This is a genomic window from Bacillus sp. FSL R5-0709 (genome assembly GCF_038004785.1).
GTDB lineage: Bacteria > Bacillota > Bacilli > Bacillales > Bacillaceae_G > Bacillus_A > Bacillus_A mycoides.
In genome coordinates this window covers 40787-64916 of record NZ_JBBORT010000002.1, presented here as the reverse complement: position 1 = coordinate 64916, position 24130 = coordinate 40787, and the positions used below count along the sequence as shown (strand labels likewise).

23 protein-coding genes and 8 pseudogenes are annotated in these 24130 nt (G+C 31.3%); 17 read left to right on the top strand and 14 right to left on the bottom strand.

Annotated elements, in window-relative coordinates:
* Positions 1–620, top strand: a pseudogene (locus MKX37_RS27370) (IS4-like element ISBce7 family transposase); the annotation flags it as partial.
* Positions 621–821: 201 nt separating this feature from the next.
* Here the strand turns inward: MKX37_RS27370 and MKX37_RS27365 are convergent.
* Positions 822–1077, bottom strand: a pseudogene (locus MKX37_RS27365) (Tn3 family transposase); the annotation flags it as partial.
* A gap of 233 nt (positions 1078–1310) precedes the next feature.
* Positions 1311–1901: a sporulation delaying protein family toxin gene (locus MKX37_RS27360; protein ID WP_078206809.1), complete on the bottom strand. Its 591-nt coding sequence runs from the start codon at positions 1899–1901 to the stop codon at positions 1311–1313.
* 194 nt (positions 1902–2095) lie between these two features.
* On the opposite strand from MKX37_RS27360, the pseudogene MKX37_RS27355 reads away from it, so the two are divergent.
* A pseudogene (locus MKX37_RS27355) lies at positions 2096–2511 on the top strand (IS6 family transposase); the annotation flags it as partial.
* Between the two features lie 295 nt (positions 2512–2806).
* Here the strand turns inward: MKX37_RS27355 and MKX37_RS27350 are convergent.
* On the bottom strand, positions 2807–3151 hold the full coding sequence (locus MKX37_RS27350; RefSeq protein ID WP_088045522.1) for an SdpI family protein: 345 nt from the start codon (positions 3149–3151) through the stop codon (positions 2807–2809).
* Between the two features lie 401 nt (positions 3152–3552).
* Here MKX37_RS27350 and MKX37_RS27345 point away from each other — a divergent pair, with 401 nt between their 5' ends.
* The 7 genes and pseudogenes from MKX37_RS27345 (at position 3553) to MKX37_RS27315 (ending at position 8898) form a co-directional block, all read left to right on the top strand.
* Positions 3553–4107 (top strand): SdpA family antimicrobial peptide system protein, encoded by a 555-nt coding sequence (locus MKX37_RS27345; protein WP_078206810.1) that lies wholly within the window; start codon positions 3553–3555, stop codon positions 4105–4107.
* Positions 4092–5057: a sporulation-delaying protein SdpB family protein gene (locus MKX37_RS27340; RefSeq protein WP_078206811.1), complete on the top strand. Its 966-nt coding sequence runs from the start codon at positions 4092–4094 to the stop codon at positions 5055–5057. The genes MKX37_RS27345 and MKX37_RS27340 overlap by 16 nt, the downstream gene beginning before the upstream one ends.
* Positions 5058–5285: 228 nt before the next feature.
* Positions 5286–5954 carry a sporulation delaying protein family toxin gene (locus MKX37_RS27335; RefSeq protein ID WP_165758163.1) on the top strand — a complete coding sequence of 223 codons (669 nt, stop codon included), beginning with the start codon at positions 5286–5288 and terminating at the stop codon, positions 5952–5954.
* Between the two features lie 804 nt (positions 5955–6758).
* A complete protein-coding gene (locus tag MKX37_RS27330) occupies positions 6759–7151 on the top strand; it encodes a thiol-disulfide oxidoreductase DCC family protein (RefSeq protein WP_078206814.1) in 393 nt (130 codons plus the stop codon).
* A 299-nt stretch (positions 7152–7450) separates the two neighbouring features.
* Positions 7451–8065 carry a sporulation delaying protein family toxin gene (locus tag MKX37_RS27325; RefSeq protein WP_078206815.1) on the top strand — a complete coding sequence of 205 codons (615 nt, stop codon included), beginning with the start codon at positions 7451–7453 and terminating at the stop codon, positions 8063–8065.
* Between the two features lie 111 nt (positions 8066–8176).
* Positions 8177–8347: pseudogene (locus MKX37_RS27320) on the top strand (DDE-type integrase/transposase/recombinase); the annotation flags it as partial.
* Between the two features lie 230 nt (positions 8348–8577).
* Positions 8578–8898, top strand: a complete 321-nt coding sequence (locus MKX37_RS27315) for a hypothetical protein (protein ID WP_078206816.1) — start codon at positions 8578–8580, stop codon at positions 8896–8898.
* Positions 8899–9140: 242 nt separating this feature from the next.
* Here the strand turns inward: MKX37_RS27315 and MKX37_RS27310 are convergent, their stop codons facing one another.
* Complete coding sequence (locus MKX37_RS27310; RefSeq protein ID WP_078206817.1) at positions 9141–9482, bottom strand: hypothetical protein; 342 nt, start codon at positions 9480–9482, stop codon at positions 9141–9143.
* Between the two features lie 379 nt (positions 9483–9861).
* On the opposite strand from MKX37_RS27310, the gene MKX37_RS27305 reads away from it, so the two are divergent.
* Positions 9862–9996, top strand: a complete 135-nt coding sequence (locus MKX37_RS27305) for a hypothetical protein (protein ID WP_265177113.1) — start codon at positions 9862–9864, stop codon at positions 9994–9996.
* Positions 9997–10278: 282 nt separating this feature from the next.
* On the opposite strand, the gene MKX37_RS27300 is transcribed toward MKX37_RS27305, so the two are convergent.
* The 8 genes and pseudogenes from MKX37_RS27300 to MKX37_RS27265 all read right to left on the bottom strand — a co-directional run bounded on the left by MKX37_RS27300 (position 10279) and on the right by MKX37_RS27265 (position 15772).
* Positions 10279–11103, bottom strand: a complete 825-nt coding sequence (locus tag MKX37_RS27300; RefSeq protein WP_078206818.1) for an NADH dehydrogenase — start codon at positions 11101–11103, stop codon at positions 10279–10281.
* A gap of 73 nt (positions 11104–11176) precedes the next feature.
* The gene (locus MKX37_RS27295) at positions 11177–11521 is read right to left on the bottom strand and encodes a DUF4064 domain-containing protein (RefSeq protein WP_078206819.1); all 345 of its coding nucleotides are present in this window, start codon (positions 11519–11521) and stop codon (positions 11177–11179) included.
* Positions 11522–11539: 18 nt separating this feature from the next.
* Positions 11540–12181, bottom strand: coding sequence for a hypothetical protein (locus MKX37_RS27290; RefSeq protein ID WP_078206820.1), 642 nt, complete (start codon positions 12179–12181; stop codon positions 11540–11542).
* Between the two features lie 146 nt (positions 12182–12327).
* Entirely contained in the window at positions 12328–12798 is a 471-nt protein-coding gene (locus tag MKX37_RS27285; protein ID WP_078206821.1) for a stress protein, read from the bottom strand.
* A 25-nt stretch (positions 12799–12823) separates the two neighbouring features.
* Positions 12824–13306 carry a PH domain-containing protein gene (locus tag MKX37_RS27280; RefSeq protein WP_078206822.1) on the bottom strand — a complete coding sequence of 161 codons (483 nt, stop codon included), beginning with the start codon at positions 13304–13306 and terminating at the stop codon, positions 12824–12826.
* 208 nt (positions 13307–13514) lie between these two features.
* Positions 13515–13673, bottom strand: a pseudogene (locus MKX37_RS27275) (DUF6241 domain-containing protein); the annotation flags it as partial.
* Between the two features lie 470 nt (positions 13674–14143).
* A pseudogene (locus tag MKX37_RS27270) lies at positions 14144–15177 on the bottom strand (IS4 family transposase); the annotation flags it as partial.
* A gap of 106 nt (positions 15178–15283) precedes the next feature.
* Positions 15284–15772 carry a CPBP family intramembrane glutamic endopeptidase gene (locus tag MKX37_RS27265; protein ID WP_078206823.1) on the bottom strand — a complete coding sequence of 163 codons (489 nt, stop codon included), beginning with the start codon at positions 15770–15772 and terminating at the stop codon, positions 15284–15286.
* A gap of 247 nt (positions 15773–16019) precedes the next feature.
* On the opposite strand from MKX37_RS27265, the gene MKX37_RS27260 reads away from it, so the two are divergent.
* From MKX37_RS27260 to MKX37_RS27240, 5 genes are all read left to right on the top strand, one after another.
* Complete coding sequence (locus tag MKX37_RS27260; RefSeq protein ID WP_078206824.1) at positions 16020–16247, top strand: hypothetical protein; 228 nt, start codon at positions 16020–16022, stop codon at positions 16245–16247.
* 82 nt (positions 16248–16329) lie between these two features.
* Complete coding sequence (locus MKX37_RS27255) at positions 16330–17724, top strand: glycosyltransferase family 2 protein (RefSeq protein ID WP_078206825.1); 1395 nt, start codon at positions 16330–16332, stop codon at positions 17722–17724.
* Between the two features lie 102 nt (positions 17725–17826).
* Positions 17827–18177 (top strand): PH domain-containing protein, encoded by a 351-nt coding sequence (locus MKX37_RS27250; RefSeq protein ID WP_078206826.1) that lies wholly within the window; start codon positions 17827–17829, stop codon positions 18175–18177.
* 81 nt (positions 18178–18258) lie between these two features.
* Entirely contained in the window at positions 18259–20478 is a 2220-nt protein-coding gene (locus MKX37_RS27245; RefSeq protein ID WP_078206827.1) for a peptidase domain-containing ABC transporter, read from the top strand.
* On the top strand, positions 20471–21778 hold the full coding sequence (locus MKX37_RS27240; protein WP_078206828.1) for an HlyD family efflux transporter periplasmic adaptor subunit: 1308 nt from the start codon (positions 20471–20473) through the stop codon (positions 21776–21778). The genes MKX37_RS27245 and MKX37_RS27240 overlap by 8 nt, the downstream gene beginning before the upstream one ends.
* 92 nt (positions 21779–21870) lie before the next feature.
* Here MKX37_RS27240 and MKX37_RS27235 read toward each other — a convergent pair.
* Both MKX37_RS27235 and MKX37_RS27230 read right to left on the bottom strand, forming a co-directional pair.
* Positions 21871–22331, bottom strand: a pseudogene (locus MKX37_RS27235) (IS6 family transposase); the annotation flags it as partial.
* Between the two features lie 59 nt (positions 22332–22390).
* Positions 22391–22513 (bottom strand): annotated as a pseudogene (locus MKX37_RS27230) (recombinase family protein); the annotation flags it as partial.
* Positions 22514–23327: 814 nt separating this feature from the next.
* Between MKX37_RS27230 and MKX37_RS27225 the strand changes: the two are divergent.
* Both MKX37_RS27225 and MKX37_RS27220 read left to right on the top strand, forming a co-directional pair.
* Positions 23328–23525, top strand: a complete 198-nt coding sequence (locus tag MKX37_RS27225) for a helix-turn-helix transcriptional regulator (RefSeq protein ID WP_002016851.1) — start codon at positions 23328–23330, stop codon at positions 23523–23525.
* 1 nt (position 23526) lies between these two features.
* Positions 23527–23997 (top strand): DUF6773 family protein, encoded by a 471-nt coding sequence (locus MKX37_RS27220; RefSeq protein ID WP_254841674.1) that lies wholly within the window; start codon positions 23527–23529, stop codon positions 23995–23997.
* Positions 23998–24130 lie beyond the last annotated feature (133 nt).

Below are 24130 nucleotides of genomic sequence, written 5' to 3'. Positions count from 1 at the left end.
CTTATGTAGGAATGATTGATAAAGTGCCAGCTCGTGTAATTGTTCATCGATTAACAAAACAACAGCAACAAAAACGATTACAAGATCAAGCTGTAAGAGAAAAAAAGAAAGGAATGAAGTATTCTCCTCGTAGTAAACGACTCAGTGGTATCAATGTATATATGACGAACACCCCTACAGATATTGTCCCGATGGGACAGGTACATGACTGGTATTCTTTGCGTTGGCAAATCGAAATTTTATTTAAAACGTGGAAGTCATTCTTTCAAATTCATCATTGTAAGAAGATAAAACCAGAACGATTAGAGTGCCATTTATATGGTCAATTGATTGCCATTCTACTCTGTTCCTCTATCATGTTTCAAATGCGCCAATTGCTCCTCATGAAGAAAAAACGAGAGCTTAGTGAGTATAAAGCCATATATATGATTAAAGACTATTTTCTTCTTTTATTCCAAACTATACAAAAAAACACCCAAGAGCTATCAAAGGTGTTACTTCGCCTGTTCAATCTCCTGCAGCAAAACGGGCGGAAATCTCATCGATATGAGAAAAAAACGGTCTTTGATATATTAGGTGTCGTTTACAATTGTACAATGTCTGAAAATCAAGCCGCTTAATTCAAAAAAGTGAAACCCGTTAGGGTTTATTTCGTATGCAAATCTTTCAATTATCTACACTTGCCTTTTAGAAAAAAGAAACAATCTCGCTTGAAATTGACTTTACATAAGCTTAGCTTGATAGCGATGGGGTACCGCCAGCATTTCGGAAAAAACCACGCTAAGCAAATTTCGACAGAAAAAGAGCCGGGTTTTACCCCGTTAGGAGTAAAACGGCTCTTTTTTATGTAATGGACACAAGTTACGTAAGCTTGAATTATATTCACCTAGAAAGTTTATATGCTCCCAACCTAATGTAGACACGTGGGGCATTGAAACTTCCCTAAATCCGCCCTTTTTTTTTTAGTTCTTCAATAGCTTTCTCTAAAAAAAACGTGTTCCAAACACTAAGAGCATTGATTATGATATTGAGTGCACTTGCCCGTTATAATTGGTCTTGGATAGCGCGCTCTCTAAAATTCACTAAGTTTTCCAAATAAAAGGATAGATAAAGCATCATGGCTTTATCTATCCTTTTTTCTCATATATAATGTGCAATGTTTTATCGTATTTTGGGAAACCAGTTATGTTAAGTTGATGGGCATGTATAGCGGCCACCTAGTAGGAAAAGTTACACTATTACTGCTCAACGAAAAGAAATTCTTCTAACTAGTTAATATTGTTAGTTTGTACATAAAATTAGAATTTAACTTAATAAGATAATTGGTTAACAATATCCTGAATAAGTTGTTCCTGTTCTAATTTCTTACTTGTTTTAAACTTAGCAAGAGGAGATACTTCAAGATGCTCCTTTGAAGCGGCATAATATATATAATATTTACTATTATCAACAATCGTGATCATTCCTAAACCTACTTGATTAAGAGATTTTGAATTGTAATTATCAATTTTAAGCTTATTTATTGCCTGACTTAATAAATAACTTCCATTTTCAAATGCTTGATTTATTTCTAATGCATCCTTTGATTTGACTGCTTTTTTCAAGTTATTGAAGTAAAAAGGGTCACTTAATTTCATTTCATTAATAAGCTTAGTAGTTAATTCTAGTGCTTCCTTAGAGTTTACATTACGGAGTTTTTCTTCATCCCATACTTGAGGAAATAACTTTGCAACTTTCCCTTGCCCTAATACAATTCCTTTATAAAGTTCTTCACCAGAATAACCTTTGTTAACTTCTGCATTTACACTATTAGGACGATTTAGAAATACTAATAGTGTTACTAGTAACATTATTACCGTAACTAGTGTTAATAATTTTTTAAATTGAATATTGAATATCATAATTCTATCACCCCTCTGAATATTTTGATTAATTAGATTTTAAAGGAGGGAATAAAATTTGTAAAGCTATTCCATAAATGTAAATATATTGTCAGTTTGATAAATTATCTTATATAGGGCTCTGGTGCTAAAACTCTTAATCTCCTAAACTTGGACAATACTAGTACTTAAAAAAAGACGTGATTAGTTTGCTCCTGAACTGGAAAAACGACTCTTGGAGAGTCCATGAAACATACATCAAAGTAAAAGGTCTATGGATGTATCTGTATCGTGCTGTTGATTCGAAAGGAAACACAATTAATTTTTTCCTAAACAAAACAAGAGGTCAGAAGGCTGTAAAACATTTTTTCAAGAAAGCTTTGCAGTCTTTTTATGTTTCAAAGCCAATTGAACAGTTGAAAAAAGAAAAAAACATCCTTGATGGTATTCAACTTAGACAACAAAGGTAATTGAATAACATAGTAGAACAAGATCATCGCTTTATAAAGAAGAGGATCCGTTCTATGCTAGGGTTCAAATATTTTGACACAGCTACATCCATTCTTTCTGAAGTAGGAGCCAGGGATATGATAAAAAAGGACAGCTTGATTTATGAGATCAGTCTGTCTAAAATCAGAAAGAATTCATCCATCAATTGTTTAGACTTGCAGTATAAGATACGACTCCGTTAGGAATATATGCACTTTATTCTCCTTTATTTTTACGCCAGACTTGCCTATTAACTATATGCCTAATCTTAGTCTGAATAATCAGAAAAAATTTTCGAAACAACACTAAATACATATAATGGTATATTTGTTTAAGCGCTTATAAAAGAAGAGTTTTATAAGTCTAAGATAGTTTTTAGACTTATAAAACTCTCTCTAAGAATAAATATAAAAAAATCTTGATCTAACTTTAGAGGGTTATTTATCTAGGGATTTTAGTTTCTTTTCAACCCTCGCTATTAGAAAGAAAATTAGTACAAACATTAACCCTATAATAGTAAACATTGCATACTCAAATTTCGTAATTATACAAGCTAAAATGCTACCTAATACTCCCATTAAAATTCCATTTATAATTAGCAATTTTCCACTATACGAATTACCTTTTTTCCAAAGAAACGAATTTTTCATTGAACGCTTCGTACGATAACCATATGCCCCATTAATTTCTTTTGGCGGTCTGTAGATCAATGCCAAACCAGCACAGATGAAAATTAATCCTGTAAGTACACTTATCCCAATATTTACAAGTATTATTTCCAATTTATCAGCCCCTCTATAAAATCTAATTAATTACAAATTTAGTATAGCATAGATTTATAGGTATAATATGTAAATCGAATGAAGGAAAAATTTATCAATATCTAAAAATCTGTTTAATCATTTTAATTGCACTTATGCAAAAAAATACGCACTTAAAATCAAGAACAAGATAAATTGTCGAAAAATTTTACTTTATAAGATTATTCTGATTATGTAAGATAATAAATATAAATAAATTACATTTCTGTAAATATTACACATTTAAAATTATTAAAAGGTTGATGATTAATTGTTTAATGGGGAGGAGAGATTCGTTCTAAATTTGTTTTTATATTTTAAAAATGCATATTCAGATAACAAAATTACAGTAAGTTAAGTAATTACTAGAGGAGCGAAGGTACATGAAGTTAAGCAAATATTCATATATGACGTATGGAACTACATTTTTAGCTATATCTATTTTATGGTTCTTGATATTTTTCTATGGTATACAAAATGCATTACCCCCTAATCCAATTAAAGATCTACCATTTAGCAAGAAGTTAAACATGGTAACTTGGTTCCCTCAAGGGTGGGGATTTTATAGTAAGAGTCCCAGAGATTCCTATTTTAGTTTAGTAGATGTAAAAAGTGGGGAACTAGCTGCCGAGTGGCCTAACAATCTTCCGAAAAACTATTTCGGTTTGAAACGCTTTGGAAGAAGTCAAGGTATAGAGTCTGGAATGATATCTAATAAAGTTCCGGAAACCTCAATGCAGAATTGTAGCAGAGATCCAAAAAATTGTTTAAAAGAATCTAAGGTTTTAATGAATATAGAAAACGATACTCCTAATCCCACTATATGTGGTGATATTGGAATTATTAATCAAAAACCTGTGCCATGGGCCTGGAGTAAAAGAAAAGTAGATATGCCATCAAAAATAGCGAGGGTGAATGTAACATGTTCAAAAAAATAAACACTTTTGCATATAACTTAGGTATTTCAAATAATCCTTGGACAAATGTATATGGATTTGCGCGAACTTTATTAGCACTATCATTGCTTTTAACTTTATCTTTAAACAATGCAGAAATTTTATTTCGCCCAGCAGCTGGAATTACAGAATTTCCAAGTTGCGGAAACAACATTAGTATCTTTTGTTTAGTTCCTAATGAATATGTTTATTTAAATATAATTAGATGGATATGTGTCATTTTATTATTACTTGTGGCATCAGGATGGCGCCCACGAATTACAGGTATCATTCATTGGTTTATTGCGTATAGTTTACAAGTTTCTGCTATCACTGTAGATGGTGGAGAACAAGTGAATGCTGTTCTAGCGCTTTTGTTATTACCAATTACATTAACTGACTCACGAAAGTGGCATTGGCAATCACCTAATCCAATTGAAGTTAATTCAGAAAAAGAAATTTTCAAAAGTATAATTGCTATTGTTACTCTCTTTGTAATTAGATTTCAAATTGCTATTCTATACCTGCATTCAACTATTGCAAAATTATTTAGTGCAGAATGGGTAGATGGTACAGCAGTATATTATTATTTAGCTGATCCAATGTTGGGGTTACCACCTCTTTTATTTAATTTAGTAAAACCTATACTATCATCTCCATTTGTAGTCGTTGCTACTTGGGGAACCTTACTTTTACAGATATGTTTGTTTGGAGCACTATTTGCTCCAAAAAAATATTGGAATAAATTTTTATTATTAGCATTGGTTTTTCATGAATCTATTGCATTGATGTTAGGGTTAATAAGTTTTTCAATAACAATGTGTGGAGCCTTAATTTTATACTTAAGACCTATAGAACAAGAATTCAACTTTTCAAAAATCAAGGGATTAATTCGTCCAAAAAATAAATCCACTAATTATACAACATCGGATAAAAAAACAGCTGTAAACTAATAAAATTATAGAAACATCTATTACACATAACTGCTACTTTTTTGTAATAGACTCCATTTTTATTTAATCTATTGTACAAGCCTTGAAAGGAGGTGATTTTTTACTAGTGTGCATCGGAATTTTATGTGAAAAATAATAAAATTAAACATATTGACTGATTTAAAACACTAGTAGTTTGATTTGAACTGATTTGCTTATAACAATATATTTTAAAAGGGGAGAATTATGATGAAATTTAAAAAAGTTATACCAACTGTATTAGCTTTAGGATTAGCTATTAATTCCACATCAGTTTTTGCTGCTGAGAATACTAACTCTAATTCGCAAAATAAATCTGCTGTAACTACTGAAAGTAAGCAACAACAATATGACGGCGAGACAATTTATCGCGGGTTGTTTTTTGGTGAGGGACCTGTAGCAAAACTATTTCCAGAGATTTGGTCAGAGGATTTAACAAAACAAGCAAATACTACTGAAGCAAAGAAAGTATCTAAATTTTTAACAGAAAAAATTAACGAAGTAGATCCAAATTACTTTAATGAATTAAAGGCAGCTGTATATAGTGGGGATAATATTAAAATTCAAGAAGCTTTTGGAAAAGGTGGCCAATTATTAGTCAAGGTGTCAGAAGGTCTTCAAAATGAAAAAGTAGGCGAGGGGCAAGGTTTTGCTTGTACCGTTGTTGCTGGCTGTGTAGCGGCAATTTACGCAGCTGGAGCAGTTACTACTGTAGCGGTAGTAACCCATGCAGGGGCAATTACTGCTGCAGTAGGGGTAGTAGCTTATAAATATGTGGTTGCGACAGAGTGGAAGTGGACTGCACCAAAAGCAGATTCTGACGCTGAGATAATGCATGAAATGCTCATTGAAAAAGTTGCGACTACATTCGCGAAATAACTTCTAAAAGGTCACACACATTGAGAATTGTATATCAATGTGTGTGATTTCTATTAAAATATACTAAACAATATGCATTGTTATGGCCCTTCTTTTGGCGCTGTTATCCACTATTCTCTTCTCCAGGAATAGTAATAATTAACTTATGAAATTTTACTATGAGCACTTTTCATAAGTTTCATTCCGTAAATTCTCCAGATATAGATTTGAAATAAGTTTTTGAATAAAGCGAATTTATATCATGTTGAGAAGAATGCTTATTAAATAGCACATTTAATAGGAGGAATAGTATGAAAAAAACACCTATTTATTTTTCCCTCTTATGCCTATTAATCACAATAATTTCTTTTATTTTTCTTATAACTAGAAATGTAGGAATAAATGAATTCCTCTTATTAGGAATAATTCAGCTAGGGGTATTAGGTACAGTATTTGGAATCATTAAATCTACAAAATCTACATTACGGAAAATTATTATATGGATATTACCATTATTTTCATTAGCTTTCCTTTGTTTTTTGTTTACAAAAATAATTTAATTTTAAACTTAGCTTAATATATAGTGAGGTTCATATAGAACTCATTTCACAATTAATAAAAAAGTAGGGTATGTATGAATTTTTCTTGACCCTACTATGTTTAAAATAACATGAGGTGCAGGGAAGAGATCAGTATATAAAATACACTTTAAATCATTTATGTTTTTTAAAAATTTATTAATAACATTAATGATTTTCCCAACATAATCATAAGGATAATAATTCTAAATTTAATCTATTTAAAAATTATAGATAGGAGAATTTTATGTGTGGAATCATATTATTTGATGGTGATTGTAACTTTTGTAATCAAAGTGTTCAATTTATTATCAAAAGAGATTCATTAGGTTATTTCCGATATGTATCATTACAGGGAGATATAGGGCAAAGAATGTTAAAGCAATATAAAATAAATTTATCTATTGATAGTATTGTTTTAATAGACAATGACAAAAGTTATATAAAATCAGATGCCATAATAAACATTTGTAAAAGATTAAGTGGACCGTGGAAAATGATGATTATTTTCCTAGTAATACCAAGATCAATTCGTAATCTATTATACGAAAAGTTCGCAGAACGTAGATATAAATGGTTTGGAAAACAAACTATATGTTTACTTCCCCCTCCAGAAATAAGAAAAAGATTTTTAGATTGATTTTACCTATTAATATTTATTTCAGAATAACCACAATCATGCTTGAAATTATCGGTTCTGTCGTAGAAATAAAAGGAAATCAAACCCGTGCGTTCTGAACAAAATTTTATTTTATAATACCAGTCCAAGTAGTTGATGAATAAATTTTTAAAAGTAGTTTACTAGAAATGTATTACAATTTTGGCGAATTAGTTTTACGTCTTTCGAAACATAGAACCTCCAGTAGATTATTATTTTTTCGATTGTTTATTTGCTAAAAATATTGATAATATCTAAAAAATTCAAAAGGGGATGGTAGGATGTTATTTAATCTTCAATTCAAAAAAATATTAGTTATATTCACTGTAGCAACAGTATTTTTTACATTTTTAATGTTTTTTCAAAACTCTGCTGATGTAAATGCCCAAGCTAAAATGAATTATACAGGTGAAGAACTTTATAAAGGTATTGTATTTGGTCAGGGAAAAGTTACATCAATTTTACCACATATGTGGGATGAAAAAACAATGGAGAAGGCAAATTCAAAAGAAGCATTAGAATTAACTAATCAACTCATTAATGAAATGAAATTAATTGATTATAATTATTTTAATAACTTAAAAAGTTCTATAGACTCAAAAAACCCTGTGAAAATAAATCAAGCTCTAGAAGATGGAAGTGACTTATTAAAAAAGGGTATAGATAAACTAAATCTAAATGCCCAATCATCTGAAAGTATAGATCAAGCAGGTGTAGGGAACCAAAAAATTGCGGCAGTAAGCTTACCTATAATATATTTAGCAACATCAATTTATTTTATGCAAGTTGTAGACCAATCAAAAACAAATCTTAATATATCCCCCGCTGCAGGTTTAGGAATCCATAGTAATTTAGAAAAAGAAAAAGTTATTCAATATATTATGGAATCTTTTTAATTAATGCATAATTAGGATTACATCACATCTTAATAAGTCATTTATTACATTCTATGAGATCTATTATTCTTTATACAAATTAATGTAGTTTTTCTGATTCGCTGGTGATACTCGTGGAGAGTCGATGAAACGTATATTAAAGTAAAAGGTCAATGGATACATCTGTATCGTGCAATGGATTCAAAAGGAAACACAATTGATTTTTATTTCAGTAAAACAAGAGACACAAAGGCTGCAAAGCGCCTCTTCAAGAAAACTTTGCGGCCTTTTCATATTTCTAAACTTAAATCTCAGAATATGCATCATTAAATCCTCACATCTCGCCGGTTCAACAATATATTTATCTAAAAAAGGAAGATTTTTAGATATTTTAGTGGAAGTTCATTCTAAAAGTACACTACTAGTACCCAACTTGGATTAGTATTACAGACGCCCCATTAGAATTTAATGCGTAGTTGTATTTTAAAGCTATTAGTTCTCCTGCGTAAAAAATATTAGTAAAGGATGATTATATGTACAAAAAAATTGTTGCAAGTGTATTAACATTAGGATTTTTTGTTACAGGAGGAAGTTCTACAAAAGCGGATGAATTGAATATCCCTAAAAATAACGGGACATGTGAAACCATTACGCAAAATGTAGAAGCGAACGAATATGTGAAAGGCTGTATTAAAATATTTCCGAATCCTCTTCTTGGTCCAATAGTAAGAATTCCTAATACTTTTACATATGATGATAATATTTTCCAAGGAACTCTTCAGCTCGTTTCTCAAGAACGTTCTTCGTTTTCGATTGTATGTTATTATGAAGGAAAGGTAAAAAAGTACAAATAAATATTAAATTATCTTTATTCTTAGCATTTCCATAACTCACAAAAGAAGTCTTGATAAAAGATCTCTTTTGTATTTTTTATAGGTTTAAGTATTAGTAAAGCTGAAAATAGTATGTAAAGATGAATAAGGAATAATCGCTACGTGGGTTGTTACATAAAAATTATTTTATACTTAAATAATAAAAAGAAATGAAATTTCATATAACAATATACAAAAAGTACTTTTACATATATAAAAAATCATCATTTAGGTGGCATTGTCATAGGAAAATCTATAAACTGCATCAAAATATCCGCTATACTTTTACCACTTCCCAAAAAAATCTCCTCCCTTGTATTAACGTTTATATATTGTCCTAATCCCTTACTTAGTATTATTTCTAATTGCTTATTACCTGAGACTTGACAAGATAAAATAGTAGAATGTTTACTAAATTGATGATATAAATATAAAGTCTGGCTCAGAGAACTAATTAAAGGTTGCAACAATTCATTGTGATAAGGAGTTATAACTTCCTCTATTTTGTTATTTAAAATAAAATCTATTTTATTATTTTTTAATTCAAATCTAAATAAACAAATCACCTTTTACCCTCCCTGGATATTTGTTATTGGTTAGCTAACAAGCTTAGAGTGCTTATTTTATATCTATCATTATAACTCATATATAATTCATTGAGTATTCGCTTTTTCCGATATTATCCATTTATGCAAGTTCTTTAAATGAAATGGTTGAACGATCATTAGGTACTTTAGAACCTATAAACATTGATATAAAATATCAATGAATTATGTATAGGGATATGGATATGGAGAGATTACCACAGTTATTTTATTCATCATTTGTAATTACTCTATGCGCTTTTATTGAAAATGAACTATATGAATTATGTATGTATTATTGGAGAAATTACACAAAAGAAAAGAATCTACCAAATTTAAATAGCTACTACTAATGGAGTAAATGTTTCAACGGACCAATCAAAGGTTAATACAACAAGCGTTATATAATATACGCATGGAGAGCCGTGGGGATGATGGGATATTGAAATATAAAGATTTATTGGATCGAGGGATTATTACTGAAGAAGAGTTATAAGTGAAGAAAAAGTAATTATTAGGTATATAGATGAAACGCTCAAATGAGCGTTTTTTTTATTTTTTAATCAGATGATTTATTTTCATATATATCCTGGTAAAATTTATTCCTTGCCCTAAAAAAGACACCCTAAGGTGCCTTCCTCCGACTTGAACCACTTTAATTTTAATAATATGTATTGGACTCCCATCCGAATATTATTTTACCATGTTAAGTTGTTTTACACATTGAAAAATGTTCTTAAAATCTATATTTTGTATAAAAGTATTCTATATTTATAATTTACTTGATTACATCACCAGCAACTCCGGACATCGCCATAATATCAATGATTTTATCTGATACATTAGCTTCTTTTCCACCACCATAGTAAGCGTTTAATGCATCAATAAACCAATATGCGTCGGCCGTTACCGATCCACCTGCAGATTTCATTGATTCAATAACTGTTTGGACATATATAAATTTATCATCAAATGATAATTCAACCCAATCTCTACCAGTGGCATTCTTAATCTTTTCTACTTCTTCATTAGCTGATGAGGAAGTGCCAGTTGAAGGTGGTGTAGTACTGGTTTCAGGTTTGATATATTTTCCATCTTTAGCACTTGCATCGTAAATTATATTATTTTCAGCAACACTTTTACCTTTATCATCTAAGTGAAGCCAATCTCCAATTAAGTAAGGTAGGTTATAATTTGCGTAGTATTCGTGCTTACCTGTTTTTAATACAACATTTAACAATTCACATTTAATGTCTTTTCCACAGTATAACTCTCCCTCACCATCTTTACCTTGCGGCGTTCCGCTTTGCTTCTTGATGATTTTACCTATAGATACCAAGTATTCATATTGTTCTTTAGGTTGTAAGTTATCAAATGAATCGTTAAGGTAAACTACGATATCATAATAATAATATGGATTTTTAGCATTTTGATCTGATTTTTCTGTTTCTTTGTATGTTACGGATTTTAGATGTTTTTTAATCTCTTTATCCTTTGATATTCCGGAGACAATACCATCTAAATTCTCAGTGGTATACTCTGGTCCACCACAACCTGATAAAACTAACATTGCCGTGATAATAGTTAAAATGATTCTTTTCATAGTTGTCCTCAATTCTTGTTGTTTTTCCTGGATGCAATCTACAAAATAAAAGCACTCTTTCGAGTGCTCACTTTTAAGCAGATACAGAAGCTTTTCCTTTACGTAAGATGCCCATTAATCCACCAATCAATAATAATACTCCTGGTAATAAGTAAACGATAGAGATACAGATGAACCCACCAATAGCAGCGACTGTCATCATGATACCGCCAACTTTCGCTTTACCTCTTACCATAACAGAGCCAACAATTCCTAAGATTGATAGGCCTACAGCACCCCAACCTAATCCGATAATCGTATTTGCGCCTTCTGCTTCGAATGCAGCTCCCATACCGCCAATCAGTAAAGCGATAAATGCACAAATAATACCGAAAATACCACCAATAAGTCCTAATACAAATTCAGCTGTTCTTTTCATTTTAATCTCCCTATATAATTATTTAGATTTAAAGAATACTTTTTTTCCTTCATGAGTTTCAAATTGAATCTTAAAGTCGTCGCCTATTTTTATATCTTGATAAATGTAACCTTCACCTTCAGCGCCTTTAAATAACTCTTGGTGTAATTCATTTGGAACTACAGCTGAAAGCTCATGTTGGTACACTTGACCTTCATTTGAAACTAAAGAAATATTAGATGAATATAGTGGGTAAGGGTAATCTTCTGTTTCAGCGTCAATAACTTTCCCTTTAACTTTCACTAATGCCCATTCTTGGCCTTCAGGAGCTGGCTTGTTGAATTGATTTTCTTGCTGTAGGATCTGTTGAGCTTGTTCTCCACGAATTACTTCAAGGACAGAGAATTCAACTTTAGCTTTAAACTTCTTAAATTCTCCACCATCACTATTTAAAATTACATCATTTATAGTTGCAGATTCATTAAAAGCTACAGGGTTTGAACGATTCCCCTTTGCAGATTCTTTATTTTCCTCTTTTGTAGTTTCTTTTTTTACTTCTTGTTTTGGTTGTTCTTTTTCTTTCGTTTGTACGTCATTACTTGCTTTTTCATTAGATCCGCATGCTGCTAAACTAAAAGCAAGCGCTCCAGTTAAAGCGATTGTACCCATTTTTTTATACATTATGTTTCCTCCAGTTATGTAGAATGTAAGATTTCCGAAACTATCATAACAGAAACGGTTACAACAATATTGTCGTATTTTGTCGAAATGAAATAAAAAAAGACACCTTAAGGTGCCTTTCTCTGACTTGAACCACTTTACAATATTTATTTGACTACTTTATCCATAACCTCTTTATACTTATTAAACTCATCATCTTTCATATCGCCATTCATCTGTAAAAGGAAATTCCCCTTAGCGTATGTATGCGAGAAAAGCATTGGAGCTGAGTTACTTAATTCATCATAATACTTCTTAGCTTTCTCTAAATCTTCTTTCTTACTAAACTCAAATACACGGCCGCCTTTATCCTCACCTAATTTCGGTGTAAGGATTCGTTTTCCATCTTTACGCATGTTCCCAAACTCTTTTTGCTCTAAATCCGTAGCGTTCTCAGCTTCTAACCCAGATTTCTTGAACTCACTTATAAGTGAAGTTGTAGTAACCGGTACTGGCTTTTTCGCTTCTTGTTTAGACTTAGAATCGTTTGAATTACTTGCTTTATCATTTGAACCACATGCAGCCAATCCCATAAGTAATGTGCTACACGTTAATGCTGTAAGTAATTTTCTTTTCATGTTTCGTTCCTCCAGTATGTATTACTTATTTCAATTTATTTCGAATAGCCTTTAATACCCCATCGACATTGTAATCAGGAATATTGCGGATGGTACGTTTCTTTGTTCCAAACATTTTCTTCATTTCAAGATAAATAATCCCTGTATTCATAAGAGAAATTCCGAATGGTCCTTGAATAATATCGAAATCAACCTCTTTAATATCCTTGTATTTCACCACTTCAGCTTCAGAGCCACCAAATAATCCACCTTTCATCATTACCAGGTATAGATTATGTTCCCCAACAACAATGAATCCTGTTTTCGTCAGTTTAGGATCAGCAACTTCAAAGTAATGGATAGCTTCTTTTGCTTTCATAACCTTTTTTAGAGCATCGAAAGCATATTGATAGTATTTACGTTCCGTTTTCGGCAGTTCTTTTGATATTTCAACCATTTCCGTAAGTGTAACTGGGTATTCAATGATGCCAAATCGCTCATCAATTTTAGTGTATTTTGGATTAGCCATATTATATCCCCTTTAAAAATGTAAGATTTCTCAACCAAGCATAACAAATCCAGTTACAACTAGTTTGTCATATTTTGTCGAATGAAAATAAAAAAAAGATACCCTAAGGTGTCTTCCTCCGACTTGAGAATCACATCTATGTATTGAAGAAATTTAGAAAAGATAAATACAAAAGGGGGTGCTTCTAACTATAATTTATAGATTTTTATTAAAGATCTCCTGATTTATGTAATGCGGCTGTTACTTCATCACCGAAATTATTTAAAGAGAATGTTTGCTCTTCTATTGGATCCATTTCTGCAGCTTCACCTATCTTGCCGTCTTGAAGTTCCCAGAAATAATTATGTTCTTCTACGATTTTACTAAAAGGGGTCACCATATCAAAAAAAGAAAATTGTACGTTTAGACATATTTTAGACACAGATTAACCGATTCCCTGTACGTTAAGGAATCGGTTTTTATTTTTTAAAGGTTAGTTTCATTTCGTATTCTTTCATATTGAATTAGTTTTTTCATCGGATGTCGAGGGCTTCTCCAGTTTCCACATTATCTTTTTCTCCATGTCGCCGGTGAGAACTTCTGTTCTAGACTCGTTTCGGTCAGTTCTTGCTGCTTTCGCACGTTATCGACTATCTCAGCCACCGGAATTGCGTATAACGAGGCTACGTCTACGTTCACTGTACGTTACAACCTGGAGATTTATCCACTGCCTTTTGCACGTGATGTCGGAGGGCTTCGCCATGTCGCTTTCACTTCATGGCGCCTCTCAGGCTACGGGAGTGGAGTCTATTCTCCCGATTAGACTTTCACCAACTAGATAATATGCCCTTATCTGGACACGCCAATTTGCCAACGCAAAGAATACCAGTCATGTACCTGTCCCATCGGGACAATATCTGTAGGGGGTGTTTGTCATATATACATTGATACCACTGAGTCGTTTACTACGAGAAGAATATTTCATTCCTTTCTTTTTTTTCTTACAGCTTGATCTTGTAATCGTTTTTGTTGTTGTTTTGTTAATCGATGAACAATTACACGAGCGGGCATTTTATCAATCATTCCTACATAAGCATCAGCTATTTCACATGTTTGTCCTAGTTGAAGGGAGTTCATTACCGTCTCCATATCTATCTGTATATACTCTGTACCTTTCTTAATTTTTCCGTCTTGGAAATAATCAGGATTGGAATTTTTTTGGTAAATACGTGTATTCGACTTGATACGAGAGATATAGTAGGCCTCTTTATCTTGTATATATCGAAGGTCTTTTAAATGAAAATAACCTAAATCTTGGATACACAAATCATTCACTGTCATAGTTGGGGCACACAGAGATCCGTAAGTGCGATCATGTTGTGTACCTGTATGAATATGTAGGAACTGTCCACTTAACAAATCATACTCAAGTTGAATTTTTAACCCAGCTGTATGGCTGCATCTTCCTGCACTTGGATAAACCGATGAAAATACATCCGGGAGTTAAAATATGGATATGCTTGAAAACAGAAGTATCTGGAGAAGAAATCGGCATGGATGAGGCCATTTTTTTGTTTAGTAGTTCAGCTAGTATGTGTTGTAAAAATTGGACGGCTGCTTGATTAAATCGTTGATTCAGTCTTTCAGGACTGATGAGTACTGCTGTTGATGCTTCTAAACAGCTAGATAAATGAGTTAAAGACGTCGTAGCGACATTTTCGTTCATTCATACACATAAAGCGACTAAATATTTTGCTTGATACTTACTGGTTCGTTGTACAAAGCCAACATCTCTAGCAAGATATTTTAAGATATTTTAAGATATTTTGGGATAAGACTCTTTGAATTTCTTGAGCAAATAATTGTAATTCATTAGATACAGAAATAGACATACAAAAACGCCATCCTTTCCTATGATTCTACAGAAAGAATAGCGTATTTTTTTATTTTAGGGGGTACTTTAAAATCTTAGCTTGATAGCAATGTGAAGGGACCCTATTAAAAGAAATTTTTTAATAGAAAGGTAAATAAATTATGTAATGCATGGATTAAAAAAACAACCCAATAGGCGGAGGAGGCTTTGGATGTTTTTTCTTTCTTTTTTTGATAAATCCAATATGAGTATCCTAGAATGACACCCATTAGGGCGCTATAAACTATATAGGAAAGCCCATATGAGTGAATAGTTCCAAAAATAATGGCTGAAAGAAAAATCGTTGGGATATTATCGTATTTACGCACAAATGGAATATCTTTTAAAATCCAAAACAAAAACATTTGATAAAGGGCTGTTTCTATTAGCGGAGCTACGATACAACCAGATATAACTTGCCGAATAAGAGAGATATCCTCAATCGGATTTCGTTCTGCTTCTTCTATCGGTATAAGAATGGATACCAATGGTAGTACAAATGTAGCTATAGTCATAAGTATGATGAAATAGGGGAATCTTAAGTTATAAATAAAATGATGTAAACGTTTCTGCATGATATACTCCTTTGGCATGTTGTAAAATTATACATCCTGGTTAGGAACTATGTATTTTACTATACTATTAATTATAATGGTGGGCAAACTTGGAAAATGTATACTAAATATATTATCCTGCAAATATAATCTAAGATTAATATTTTGAAAAAATACTATTGAAAACGTTTTCTGATGGGTGTATAATCAATATCGTAAGCTTACAATATTGTTATATAGAGATTTTAAAAAATGGAGGATGTTATGTATGAAAACTTTAAACAAAGAAAATAGTTTATTAAAAAATCTAGAAGAAATCGAACTAGAAGAAATTAATGGTGGAGGCTGGAGAGACCACGTAAGATGGGGAGCAGATTTCGGTAGAGGGCTTGTATCCTTCAATTATGGTTGCGGTATGGGCGACGCATATACTAAAGGTAGCACATACACTTCTAGTGGCGGTGGTTACTTAAAAGGATCATATGGTAGCCGTTAATAACTTTTATTAATAGGTAATAGCTACAGGGTTAGTTTACAAAACTAACCCTGTAGCTATTACATTAAAGCAGGGATGATATATGACAAACTTTAATTATGTTTCAAAAGAATTAAGATATAATATAATTTTTTTTGAAATAGCATGTAATAAATTATTAACAATGAATATTGATGATAATAGCTTATTAAAAAAGGTAAAGAAACGATTAGCATTGTTAAAACACATTCATAAATATTCAGAAGAAGTTAACGAATTACTTTCTGAATTACATTCAGGCACAGTTGATGAGATAAATCATTTAAGTGATATACAATTTGTGGAAATGTTAAGAAGCTGTCTAGTCACTAAAAGAATTAAGATTTCTGTGAATATCATGACTTTAAATGAAGAAAGATGTATTGAGAGATGTATTAGAAGTATTAAAAATTTTGCGGATGAAATTATTGTTTTAGACACTGGTTCTACTGATAAAACACTAGAAATCATACAAAAAGAATTCCCGGATGTAAAATTATATTGCGCAGAGTGGAAAGATGATTTTTCGGAATGTAGAAATCAGTTAATAGATTATTCGACGGGCGATTGGATATTTCAGATTGATGCGGATGAGGATTTAGAAATCAACCAAGAGAATTTAAGGGATTTCTTAGAATTATTTTATGAATTTCCTAAATCTCCACTGGTTATCTGTCCGAAAATTAAAAATCATGATAATCAAGAGTTGGATTTTAATAAAAGGATTTTTAAAAAGAATGATAATCTCAGATACTTTGGAATGATCCATGAAGATTTACGTTATAATATCCAGAAAAAAGGGGACGACTTAATCTATTTTACTACTGATTTTGTACTTAACCATGATGGGTACAAGCCAGAAATAATTGAATTAAAAAACAAATATAAAAGAAATCTAGATTTAGAAAATGAAATGGTACGCATTGAACCAGACAATATCAGATGGTTTTATTTCTTAGCCAGAGAAAGAAAACTAGCTGGTTACTCTGATGAAGCAGTAATTCATACACTCGTACAAGGAATAAAGAACAGTAAAAATGAGCAAGAAAATAATCATTTTTATTTATTATCTCTTTTAATGTTAGCAGATATATATCATAATAATCATAATTTTGAAGCGCTACATGGAATTGCTAATGAATTATCTAATGGATTCCCATATTGTATTGATGGATTATACTATAATTTAATCAGTAGTTGGGCATACCAGTCATCTCAAATTTCACATCTTACCGAGAAAAGTTTTCAACATATGAGAAAGGTCGAATCTCCTTATTCCATAATAAATTCTAATGGGTATCATATCTTTTATCTATTAGGCAGGCAGTATTTTAATCTGGGGAATTATGCAAAGGCTTTTCAAATGTTTTCTATAATAAAGGATGATATTATGCTAGATGAAATCAAATCAAACTTAAATGCTTTAAAAGATAATATTGAAAATTTTTTAAGGAAATGAATAGTATATCCTAACTACTGTAAATACTTTTATTTTGAGTTAGGATTTATGGCTAAGAGAGATAGATCCTAACTCAAAATAAAATTGTAAGGAGTTTTTGGAATGCAAAAGTCATTAGGAAAAATAAAGGAACAATTGGATTCTACTGAAAACATATTGTGTACATTACAATGTTCATTTGACCAATATGTCAACCGAAATTGTGCTCGTCCCGGCATATTGGTTGCCACTGAGCGAAGAATGATTTTTTACGGAACACCCCTTATGAATTTTAAAAACGAAATAGTTGAAGAATTCCTTTATGAAGGGATCTTTTCATTGACATTGAAAAAAAATATTTTCGGAATACGAATCCGAATGCAGTACAATGATGAATTTTTGAAATTTAATAAAATTACTAATGGAGATGCTACTACATTTGTAGAAACAGTAAATACCCTACGTAAAAAGTAATAGCAAATTTCGTATCTGCCACATTGATAATAAAATGTTTTGTAACTTAGCAGTTTTATCACTGAGAGAGAAGGTAGTATATTGGTTCGAAAGAAGTTTCGTTGTATCAAACAACACGATTTAAAAGACTGCGGTCCAGCTTGTTTAGCTATGATCTCACGCCAATACGGCCTTACAATATCCATATCAAAAATTCGAGAAATTGCTGGAACGGACCTACATGGCACAAACATTAAGGGTTTACTAACAGCGGCTAATAGATTGGATTTTGATACGAAGGGTGTACAAGCAGAGAGCATAGATGCATTGTCAGAAATACCTTTGCCAGCTATTGCTCATGTAGTTATGGACGGTGGACTACTTCATTATGTAGTCATACACAAAGTAAAGAACGGTAAAATTTATGTAGCAGATCCAGCACAAGGGCTTGTTACATATACATCGGTTGATTTCGGTCAGATTTGGCAAGGAATATTGATACTACTGGCTCCTCGTCAGAATTTCCAAAAAGGGAAGCAATCTCAAGGAACATTATCTCGATTTTTTTCACTATTAAGACCTCAAATGAGCTTGCTACTTCCACTATTTGTAGCTTCTATTTTTTTTAATATATTTGGTTTTGCTGGCGCATTTTATTTTAAGTTCTTAATTGATGATATTGTGACGAAACAATTGTTACAAACACTGCATATAGTATCTATAGGAATTGTGATTTTATACATTTTTAAAGTATTACTCTCCTATTTTCGGACGCACCTCATTCTATATTTAAGTAGACGGATGGATATTCAATTAATGCTTGGATATTATCATCATGTTGTAGGCTTACCCATGAATTTTTTTGAAACCCGAAAAGTCGGTGAAATTATTTCCCGCTTTATGGATGCAAGTAAAATACGTGAAGCTTTATCGACAATTACTATTACATTAATGATTGATACAGTTATGGTTTTGTTGGGTGGTATTTTATTATATGTGCAAAGCTCCACTTTATTTGTGGTTACATTACTTCTCATCCCATTTTATATAGGGGTTATTTTTTTATTTCATAAGCCCTATCAGACCATAAATCGTAATGAAATGGAAAGCAGCGCTAAATTAACATCGTATTTAGTGGAATCATTAAATGGAATTGCGACAATAAAGTCCTATAATGCGGAACAAGAAGTGTTTTTTCAAACAGAAAATCGCTTTGTAAACTTATTAAAACATATATTTAAAAGAGGAATGTTATCAAATTTACAAGGTTCTATTAGAATGGTTCTGGCACTTATTGGAGGTACTATTATTCTTTGGGTGGGAGCAATACAAGTCCTAAAAGGAAATATGACAATTGGCGAATTAATTACATATAATGCACTTTTAGGATATTTCTTAAATCCAATTGAAAATTTAATCGGTATTCAACCTACTATGCAATCTGCATTAGTCGCTGGCGAACGATTAAATGAAATTTTAGATTTGGATGGAGAAAAAGATGAAACAGAACATCGTAAAGTTTCTCCTAAAGCATTATCTGGGAAGATAGAGTGCTTAGATGTTACATTCCGATATGGAACACGTAAAAACGTGTTGGAGAATATCAACTTTTCGATTCAATCAGGTCACCAAGTCGCATTTGTAGGAGAAAGTGGTTCAGGTAAAACGACTATTGCTAAGTTATTAATGAATTATTATGAACCACAAAAAGGTGACATATATTATGATGAATTTCATATAAAAGAGGTTAATCGTACGGCACTAAGAGATCGAATTGCTTATGTATCACAAGATTCCTTCTTCTTTAGTGGATCTATTTATGATAATTTGCGATTTGGACTAGAACGAATGCTGTCGTTAGAAGAAATTATTCAATCTTGTAAGAGTGCATGTGCGCATGAATTTATTTGTGATTTACCTTTACGCTATGAAACTCCTTTAGAGGAAAATGCTTCAAATCTATCTGGCGGTCAAAGGCAGAGATTAGCTATTGCAAGGGCACTGTTAAAAAAACCAGATATTATTATTTTAGACGAAGCAACTAGTAACTTAGATTCAACAACAGAAAAGCATATTACAGATATGTTAAAAGACTTAGGATCCAAAGGCATAACGGTTATCATGATTGCTCATCGACTTAGCACCATTCAACATGCCAACAGAATTTTTGTAATGGGAAAAGGAAATATCCTAGAAGAAGGGTCTCATGAGGAATTATTACTTCAAAAAGGAGAGTACTATCGTCTATGGAAAAATCAAACCGTTCATGCGGAATATCTGAAGACTGAATTCGATACAATGCGAGGTGGACAATATGGTTAAAATATACTCTTTTGATGAATTAACTGATAGTGTTGAGTTATTAGAAAGAAAACCGCCTCGTTTTATAGCTATATTGTTGAGTTCTCTTTTTTTGTGTCTATTAGTTTTTTCTATTTGGGCATATGTTGGAAAAGTAGATATTGTCAGTAAAGGTACTGCGATAGTTGAAAGAAAATCAAATATCAGTACAATTCGTACGCAAATTGTAGGTATTGTAGACACAATTTCTGTGCAATCTGGTGATGAAGTAAAAAAAGGAGAGACCTTACTCCAATTGAAGAACCAGGAGTTAACAGGTAAACAGAATCAACTAAATAACATTATAAAACATGTAGAAGAACAAAAAGCAATGTTAGAACAGCTAAAACAAAGTATTAAATCTGAAAAAGCAATTTTTTCTAAGGATCTAGATCAAAAAATACGTGATGAATACAAGGCATATGAGCAAGGGTATCAAGCTTTAGAAAAAGAACAGGATAATGAGATTAAATCCCTCATGAATAATAAGTTACCTAACGAACAAGATGAGGTTTTACAAGGGTTACTTGCGGAAAAGGAAAACATACAAAGAGAGCTGAAATTTACTCAAAAACAGAAAGAAAAGACGACATCAGAACAAATGGATTCAATTAATGAAAGTATTCAATCATTAGAGGCGCAACAAACTAATGTAGAAAAAAGAGTAGAACAAAGAAAAGTAACATTAGAAAATGAAAGAAGTAAAATTGAATCAGTTAAGGAAGGAAAACAAGAGCAAAAGAAATTTACTTTACGAAAATATAAAGAGGATGCTATTGTTTCAATTAATCAGCGTATTCAGTCAGTAGAGCAAGAACTATTTGTAAAAAAACAAGAAATGGATAGCTTACATCATCAAGGTGAAACGACTGTTATAAAGGCACAAAAGGATGGTATTATACAATTTCCCTCTATTTTACAAACAGGTGATTTAGTCGACCCAGGTCAAGAGTTAATATCGATTATTCCAAAGGAAAATATCAAAAAGATAAAGATATTAATGCCTGCTCAAGAAGTAAAAGGGATAAAAAAAGGAGACAAAGCACAGTATTCCTTTAAATTAAAAAAGACCGATAAGCAAGTTGGGACTGTAACTTATATATCTGCCCATCCTATTTTTGATAAAGATTCCAAAACATATATGTATGAAATGGAAGCTTCAATTGATACAAATGAATTTGATGAATTACATATGGGAATGGTAGGCAGAGTTTCTGTCGTGACGGGTGAAGAATCCATTTGGAAATTTATTTTACGTAAGTTAGATTTTATTTCTAATTAGTCTAAAAGGAGAAATGGAGTAACTATTAGGGTTCTAGTGCAAAGATAAAATGGAAACCAGTAAAACGCATATATTCCTAACAAAATTGTATTTTATGCTACAAATTCAAGCAATTGATGGATGAATTCTTTCTGGTTTTGGACAGACTGGTCCCGTAAATCAATCTGTTCTTTTTTATCAAATGCATAGCCTCTACTCCCGAAAGAATAGATGTAGCTGTGTCAAAGCATTTGAACCCTAGCATAGAACGGATTTGTTTCTTTATAAAGCGATGATCTTGTTCTACTATGTTATTCAAGTACTTTTGTTATCTAAGTTGCATACCGTTAGGTATGCTTTTTTCTTTTTTTAACTGTTCAATTGCTATAGGATAAGCTGGATTCTTGCCGACCGTTATAACACCAGGCTTTGAAATATGAAAAGAACGCAAAGCTTTCTTGAAAAAGCGCTTTGCAGCCTTCTGATTTCTTGTTTTGCTTAGGAAAAAATCGATTGTGCTTCCTTTCGAATCAACAGCACGATACAAGTACATCCATTGACCTTTTATTTTGATGGAGTAGTACCAGCGTTCTTACAACTAGGGGGAAAGTAGCATTTATTATAGGAGCGATGCTATTTTCTTTCTTCATATTCCTTCATTATTTTATAAAACGTGTTTTTCTTTAGTTCTAACATTTCCATAAACATAACAGCAGTTATTTCTCCACTCTTCCACTTTGAATAAGTTTCTTCTATCTATTAATTTTCGGAATTATTCAAAATCAGAAGTCATACACACATAATAATGTAATTGATTGTATTATATTTCAAATATTTTCTAAAAAAATCCATAAAGACAAAAAAGACACCCTAAGGTGCCTTCCTCCGACTTGCCGCTTCTTAATTTTATTGTGTTATTATTATATAAGAAAAGAAGACATCGATTAAGATGTCTTCTTTTACTTGTACACTTGGTGTTAAGAAGGTATTGTATTGCCTAAAAAACATAAAAATATATAACAATCATCGAGTAAGCTTATTATAGCATCAATAAATAGAGTTTTTATATGTAATATTACATATATATAGATTTATTTATGTTTAATCTATATAATTAAATTGTCTGTTATTTGTTTTAATTCATTTACTTATTTTATTTTTGAACGCTCCAGCAATGGAGCTTTTTTTTATGCAATAAAACATTTTCTTTGCGTTATTTAGTTGATCTATATTAACTTTACCTTCTTAAATTATATCTGTATTTTACCAAAACATTATATAGATAACCAGTTTTTTTAATAATCTAGTGAATTAATAATTTTAATGTTATTTGTTAATCATTAAATGAAAAAATACGATATTCTTTCCTATGATTCTACAGACAGGATATCGTATTTTCATATTTGTAGGATGGTTTTAGATGCAAAAAATAACAGAAATGAAAAAAGATATTAGTAATCTATATATGTCTTAATGTAAAATATATGTTGCATTTAATTTAGAAATAACATAATATATAGAATATAAGATTTATGTTATAAGGTTTATTTTTACCCATGAGGTGTATTTAATGTCTGTAAGTAAAATAAAAATTGCAAGAGTAGAAAAAGGCCTGACCCAACAAGAGTTAGCCGATATTGTAAATGTTACACGACAAACCATTAGTCTTATTGAAAGTAACAAATATAACCCTTCTTTAAAACTTTGCATTCATATAGCTAAAACATTAGATAAAAGCTTAGATAAATTATTTTGGGAGGAACTTTAAATTGGAAAAACTAAAAAAATGGTTTTCACTCAGTACACATTCAGATGAAAGAATTCAACAAATCGAAATGAGAATTTGGGCTCAATCTGGAATTGTTGTCTTACTTATAGCTTTTGCTGATTTTATAATAAGAGGAGCATATCTACACCGTCCATTTCTAGAATGGGCTGCTTCATTAGCCATTATAATTTTTTATATGATATTCTTTTTTATTAAATCTATTCTGACTGGTGTTTATGAAACAGATATTAATAATAAAGAACAATTAAATGAAAAATTAAAAGAAAAAATGAGTAATACCTTTATTTTTTGTTTTGTCGCAATAGGTGCTACCACATACAAATATAACTTACCTGAAGATTTCGTTGGATGGTTATCAGTAATAGCAAGATTCATTATACTTTTCGCTTTCCTATTTGGTGTTCAATATCTTATTACAGTATTAGCATGGAAGAAATCCAATAAAATTTAATAAGTATAGACAAAGAAGCTTATCTTTTCGCACTTAATGATAAGCTTTTTATTATCTTTTCATCTTTTTTCGTTTTGGGGTACAATGAATTTCTTAACTTGATGGTGATGTGGCGGTCCCCCATGCCCATCAA

Coding starts and splice junctions, on each gene's coding strand:
- MKX37_RS27250 (WP_078206826.1), top strand. CDS start 17,827: ATGCAAAAGTCATTAGGAAAAATAAAGGAACAATTGGATTCTACTGAA.
- MKX37_RS27300 (WP_078206818.1), bottom strand. CDS start 11,103: ATGAAAAGAATCATTTTAACTATTATCACGGCAATGTTAGTTTTATCA.
- MKX37_RS27290 (WP_078206820.1), bottom strand. CDS start 12,181: ATGTATAAAAAAATGGGTACAATCGCTTTAACTGGAGCGCTTGCTTTT.
- MKX37_RS27360 (WP_078206809.1), bottom strand. CDS start 1,901: ATGATATTCAATATTCAATTTAAAAAATTATTAACACTAGTTACGGTA.
- MKX37_RS27240 (WP_078206828.1), top strand. CDS start 20,471: ATGGTTAAAATATACTCTTTTGATGAATTAACTGATAGTGTTGAGTTA.
- MKX37_RS27330 (WP_078206814.1), top strand. CDS start 6,759: ATGTGTGGAATCATATTATTTGATGGTGATTGTAACTTTTGTAATCAA.
- MKX37_RS27260 (WP_078206824.1), top strand. CDS start 16,020: ATGAAAACTTTAAACAAAGAAAATAGTTTATTAAAAAATCTAGAAGAA.
- MKX37_RS27255 (WP_078206825.1), top strand. CDS start 16,330: ATGACAAACTTTAATTATGTTTCAAAAGAATTAAGATATAATATAATT.
- MKX37_RS27340 (WP_078206811.1), top strand. CDS start 4,092: ATGTTCAAAAAAATAAACACTTTTGCATATAACTTAGGTATTTCAAAT.
- MKX37_RS27315 (WP_078206816.1), top strand. CDS start 8,578: ATGTACAAAAAAATTGTTGCAAGTGTATTAACATTAGGATTTTTTGTT.
- MKX37_RS27345 (WP_078206810.1), top strand. CDS start 3,553: ATGAAGTTAAGCAAATATTCATATATGACGTATGGAACTACATTTTTA.
- MKX37_RS27335 (WP_165758163.1), top strand. CDS start 5,286: ATGAAATTTAAAAAAGTTATACCAACTGTATTAGCTTTAGGATTAGCT.
- MKX37_RS27305 (WP_265177113.1), top strand. CDS start 9,862: ATGTTTCAACGGACCAATCAAAGGTTAATACAACAAGCGTTATATAAT.
- MKX37_RS27225 (WP_002016851.1), top strand. CDS start 23,328: ATGTCTGTAAGTAAAATAAAAATTGCAAGAGTAGAAAAAGGCCTGACC.
- MKX37_RS27285 (WP_078206821.1), bottom strand. CDS start 12,798: ATGAAAAGAAAATTACTTACAGCATTAACGTGTAGCACATTACTTATG.
- MKX37_RS27295 (WP_078206819.1), bottom strand. CDS start 11,521: ATGAAAAGAACAGCTGAATTTGTATTAGGACTTATTGGTGGTATTTTC.
- MKX37_RS27325 (WP_078206815.1), top strand. CDS start 7,451: ATGTTATTTAATCTTCAATTCAAAAAAATATTAGTTATATTCACTGTA.
- MKX37_RS27265 (WP_078206823.1), bottom strand. CDS start 15,772: ATGCAGAAACGTTTACATCATTTTATTTATAACTTAAGATTCCCCTAT.
- MKX37_RS27280 (WP_078206822.1), bottom strand. CDS start 13,306: ATGGCTAATCCAAAATACACTAAAATTGATGAGCGATTTGGCATCATT.